Annotated in this window: 7 protein-coding genes; 4 read left to right on the forward strand and 3 right to left on the reverse strand. The window is 69.7% G+C overall.

The features are described from left to right. Positions 1-224 precede the first annotated feature (224 nt). Both AOK18_RS06710 and AOK18_RS06715 read left to right on the forward strand, forming a co-directional pair. Positions 225-881: a hypothetical protein gene (locus tag AOK18_RS06710; RefSeq protein ID WP_055693703.1), complete on the forward strand. Its 657-nt coding sequence runs from the start codon at positions 225-227 to the stop codon at positions 879-881. After that, positions 878-1,762, forward strand: coding sequence for a hypothetical protein (locus AOK18_RS06715; protein WP_055693704.1), 885 nt, complete (start codon positions 878-880; stop codon positions 1,760-1,762). The genes AOK18_RS06710 and AOK18_RS06715 overlap by 4 nt, the downstream gene beginning before the upstream one ends. A gap of 47 nt (positions 1,763-1,809) precedes the next feature. Here AOK18_RS06715 and AOK18_RS06720 read toward each other — a convergent pair whose 3' ends face one another. From AOK18_RS06720 to AOK18_RS06730, 3 genes are all read right to left on the reverse strand, one after another. Continuing rightward, positions 1,810-2,049, reverse strand: a complete 240-nt coding sequence (locus tag AOK18_RS06720) for a hypothetical protein (RefSeq protein WP_055693705.1) — start codon at positions 2,047-2,049, stop codon at positions 1,810-1,812. Between the two features lie 305 nt (positions 2,050-2,354). Then, positions 2,355-2,765: an NUDIX hydrolase gene (locus AOK18_RS06725; RefSeq protein ID WP_055693706.1), complete on the reverse strand. Its 411-nt coding sequence runs from the start codon at positions 2,763-2,765 to the stop codon at positions 2,355-2,357. Next, positions 2,762-3,400, reverse strand: a complete 639-nt coding sequence (locus AOK18_RS06730) for an NUDIX hydrolase (RefSeq protein WP_055693707.1) — start codon at positions 3,398-3,400, stop codon at positions 2,762-2,764. Before AOK18_RS06730 ends, AOK18_RS06725 begins: the two co-directional genes overlap by 4 nt. Before the next feature lie 650 nt (positions 3,401-4,050). On the opposite strand from AOK18_RS06730, the gene AOK18_RS06735 reads away from it, so the two are divergent. Further along, positions 4,051-4,254, forward strand: a complete 204-nt coding sequence (locus AOK18_RS06735; RefSeq protein WP_157865045.1) for a hypothetical protein — start codon at positions 4,051-4,053, stop codon at positions 4,252-4,254. Then, positions 4,251-4,415 (forward strand): hypothetical protein, encoded by a 165-nt coding sequence (locus tag AOK18_RS33240; protein WP_167738655.1) that lies wholly within the window; start codon positions 4,251-4,253, stop codon positions 4,413-4,415. Before AOK18_RS06735 ends, AOK18_RS33240 begins: the two co-directional genes overlap by 4 nt. Positions 4,416-4,548 lie beyond the last annotated feature (133 nt).

Consider the following 4,548-nt stretch of genomic DNA (forward strand, 5'->3'; position numbering starts at 1 on the left):
CCCACAACGAACGCCCCCGCCGCCTCGGTTGAGATGCGGGGGCGTTCGTTGTGGGCGGTCAGGGCCGTTCGCGGAGGGCCCGGCTCACGGTCGACTGGACAGCAGCCGGGCAGGCGGTGAATGGGTGTGACGTTTCTTAGCACCCCCCTTGCTTTACGGTTAGGGGGGTGCTAAGTTTCTGGTGTCGGGAGGGAACGGCCCACCCGCAGAAGGGGGAAATCACCATGCTTCGCGTCATCCGCTCCAGCATCCAGGGCATCGACATCGACACCGACCAGGCCGACGAATTTGAGGCCGCCATCGACGCCGCCCTCGGCCGCCGCGACGAGGTACGCGAGACCTTCAGCCTCGACGAGATCGGCCAGAAGTCCTACCACCTCGCCGTGATGCCCTACACCGACCCCAACGGCGAACACCGCTGGGTCATCTTCGACAGTGGTCCCAGCGAGTGCGACTTCCAAGACACCGACGACCTCGACGAGGCCATCGCCGCCTACGAGGAGTGGGTGCGCGGCGCCACCGCCGGCGCCATGCCCTCCTACGACGAAGACGGCGAAGAGCTCCCCATCTGGGACGAGACCGACGTCGAAGGCGTCTCCGCCAAGGAGATCTACGACGGTGCCGCCAAGAACGACACGGCCCGCCTGATCGACGCGGAGTGGGCCCACGAGGAGTTCAGCAAGGCCGAGGAGAGCTACCAGCAGGCCACCCAGCGCCGGCAGGTCGCCTTCGCCAAGATGATCGACTCCTGGGGGCGTGGCGGCCAGGCCGTCCTGGCTAAGAGGGTCGACATCAAGGAGCCCACGGTGAAGGTCGTCGCCGACAAGGGGCGCGCCCTGCTCGCCCAGCGCCACGAGGGCGACGAGAAGAGCGGCGAGTGAGCCTGCGCCCCTCCCAGCTCCCGAAGGTGCGGCGGCAGACGCTGCGGCACCTTCGGGATTCGGCGTCCCCGCTCCGGGCCAAGACCAGCCCTGAGAGCGCGCTCGGACTCGACGCCCTCGCCACCATTCTGGAAGCCGGCGATCTGTTCTGGGTGCAGCAGGACATGGCCGCCCTGTCCGTGCACGCCGGGGAGCAGCTGGCCGCCGCCCGGTGGGCGACCCCGGACCGGCCGGCCCCGTGCGGACTCCTGTTCTGGCAGGACGGCATCGGCCACATGGACGCTCAGGGCGTGCAGATCCCGGTGGAGGCATGCGCGTGGGGCCCGTACCAGGGGGAGATGCTGCTGTGGCTGCTCATGTCCCGCGACCGGCTGGTGGCCGAGTCCGCGGCGGTGCGGCCCGATCTGACGCTGGTCACCGAGGAGATCCCGCCGCTCGTGCCGGTGTCCGCGGCCACGATTCCCGTCACGGCGAATCCGCTGCCGATGGTCGAAGTCGATCCCGGGCTGCCGCAGCCGGTGGTGGCCGCGCTGGCGTCGGCGTGGCTGCTGATGCAACAGCCACTGCTCATCGACCGGACCCGGGAGTGTGCCGACAAGCCGACCGCCCGCGCCCACGCCCGGGACGGCCTGCCCGCACCCGAGGTCACCGTCGTCGACTTGCGCCGCCAGTACACGCCCCAGGACCAGGACCCTGACGCGGGCACGGACGGCCGCCGGTATCGGCACAGGTGGGTCGTGTCCGGGCACTGGCGGACGTACCAGTCCGACCGGTACAGCGAGGAGACTCGCGGCAGTAAGCAGTGGATTCCCTCCTATGTGAAGGGCCCGGAGGGGGCGCCGCTGCTGTCGACGGAGAAGGTCAACGTATGGCGGCGGTAGACAGCACGATGCCCCCGACCGCAGTGCGGTCGGGGGCTCCACTACGGTCAGGCGCGCGACACCTCGAGCGGTGCCGGCACCGGCGGGGCGTCCAGCCCCAGGCCCTCCGCGAGGAGCATCCGCGCCGCGGTATCCCGCTCGAAGGCAGGCCGGCCGGGCGGCATCGACAGGACCCGCGAGCCGTCACGGTGCTCGACGAAGGCACCGAAGAAGCCGCGGTCCGTGACCGTGCTGTCGACGAGTTCCACGCCCAGTTCGTCGAGGAGTTCGTCCAGTGGCGCATCCAACAGGTGATGTGTCGACAAAGCGTCGCGCGTTAACACGGGCGTGCCGCTACGCTGCATGACGAGACCTTCTCTCTGGCGAGGGACGGGTTGATTGATCGGCGAGGTGATGACTCGCTGGTCGAACCGGCCGGGCGGGTGATGACCGCCCGGCCGTTCGCGTTACGGACGCTGCCACAATCAGGCGGCAGTGCGCGGGTGGGGGCTGCAATTCGTTCGTGGTCTCGCTCGCATTCCCCCAGGTTGGAGCAGGTGCGCACGGGACGGAACAGTTCGCGGCGTGACCGACGCCACAATCTTGGGCCGGATCAGTGCGGCAGGACGTCGTCGAGGTACTCCTGCACCTTCTCGTACAGCGGGTACGGCACGTAGTCCGTGATCTCCGAGTGGGCGACCCAGGCGACCGCATCGAGTTCGTCCTCGTCCGCGACATGCGCCTCGCCTTGCAGCACCTCGCAGGCGATGTACGACATGAGCCGGCCCGTCTTCGGGTGGACGCGCTCTCCGAGCGGCTTGACCGCGGCCACTACCAGCCCGGTCTCCTCGACGGTCTCCCGCACTGCCGCCTCCTCCGGCGTCTCCCCGGCCTCGATCGCGCCGCCCGGCAGCGCCCACAGCAGGTCGCCCTCACGCTCGCTCCTGCGGATCATCAGCAGCCTGCCGTCGGAGACGACGACCGCCATCGAGAGGGCGGGCAGGTCGGTGGTCGTCTCGGTCATACGGTCGCCTCCAAGGCGGTCAGGATCGGCGGGAAGAGCTGGTCGGTCGGGATGAAGCGGGTCAGGGCGGTGCGCGGCACCCAGGCGACGTCGACGTTCTCGAGCGGGTCCCGGTTCGTGGCATCCCCGGCCAGGTGGTCGGCGAGGTAGTAGGAGGCCACCACGCCGGTCACCGGGTGGACGCGCTCCCCGAGCTGCTCGCGCACCGTGCAGTGGACGCCGGTCTCGCCGTGGGTCTCCTGAACGGCCACCGTCGCCGGGTCGCCGCCCGGCTTGACCATGCCCGCGGGGAACTGCCAGCGCAGCTCGCCGTCCCCGCGCCGGCACACCAGCAGCACATCCTCGCCGCGCAGCACCACGGCGATCGCCACCCGCAAAGCCTGCGCCTCCAGGCGGGGCGCGGGCGGGCGCAGCAGGAGCGCGAACCGTCGCTGCACCGCTTCACCCGCCTGTTCGTGTGCCGTGTCGAGGATCTGCTGAACCTCGCTCCGATGGGTCATCGCCGGCTGCGCATGCCACCGGCTGATCGTCCGCTCGCTGATGCCGAGGTGTTCGGCGAACGCCTCGTTCGTCATCCGCATGGCCTGCTGGAGGAGGCATGCGGAGCGGCCGGTCCAGGTGCTGACGACGTCCATCGTGAGGCTCCCGTGCTCGTGGCGCTCGGGTCTGGCGGGGTGGCGGCGGGCTGGTGTCGCCGTGGTGTCTGATCAGGGCTCTGGCGACGCTGTCGCGTCAGGGGAGCGTCCTTCTGCCGCACGCGCGAACAGCGTTGGCTGAGCGGCATGAGGAACTGCTATTCGTTTGCGGCTTGGCGGTCGGCGGGTGGCGCGACGACATCCGGATCGGGTCGTGGCGGCAGCTCGTCGGTGTCGTGTACGAGCCACTCGAGGAATGCGCAGATGTGTGCGTTCATGTCGGACCCCAGTGAAGCGACGCCGACTTGGGCGCGCGCGTACAGCTCGGGGTCTGGCCGGTACGTGCGGGCCGTTTTGGTGTGGACTCCATGGGGCATGTCGGAATCTTCGCATGGTGGATTGCCACCGTCCAGAGTCGACGCTATGTTGGTGGAGTGCCACCAGGAAGGCGTCTTCCACCGCCTTCCGTGCGCCCAAAACAAAAGTGGCCTCGTCCCGGGCTTCCACACACCGGGACAAGGCCTCACCACCAGGAATCTCTGAAGGGTCCCCTGATGGCTACACAAGAGCTTACCGGTGCGCCCGAGCGCACCGACCATGCGGGCACTGCCCCGCTTCCTCCTGTCGCTGCCGAGATGCTGTCCCGTCTGGTGGCTGAGCTTCCGCTGGTTCGGGCTGTCGCCCAGTACGAGACGGCGGCGGTGCACGCGGTGCAGCTGGCCGCGCTCGCCGAGGCCGACAAGATGACGGACCTCGACGCGGACTCCTTGGCCGCTGCCGAGGACGTCATGGCCGCCGCGCGTGCCCAGCTCGTCGCCGCGGGCCGGCTCGACTTGATCGAGGGCACGTCGTGAGCGCCCGCCTGGTTCTCGCCGACTTCCCGGCCGGTCACCCGCGTGGCAGTCGGCCGGCGGAGGAGAAGGCCGCCGAGCTGACCGCGGCCGGTACTCCCGCCACTGTGCGGATGGATCTCGACGGCGACCGGTTCGTGGTCGTCCCGGAGTCCGAGTCGTGAGCGGGGAGCGGGAGCGGTTGGAACCGCTGCAGGCGAAGGCCGACGAGGTTCTGACCCTGTGGCCCGGCTGGGACGGCGAGTCGCCGTACCTGGAGCTGGTGGCGATCGACCCCGTCACCCGCACCCGGCTCGG

This window comes from Streptomyces prasinopilosus (genome assembly GCF_001419695.1).
GTDB classification, from domain to species: Bacteria; Actinomycetota; Actinomycetes; order Streptomycetales; family Streptomycetaceae; genus Streptomyces; species Streptomyces prasinopilosus.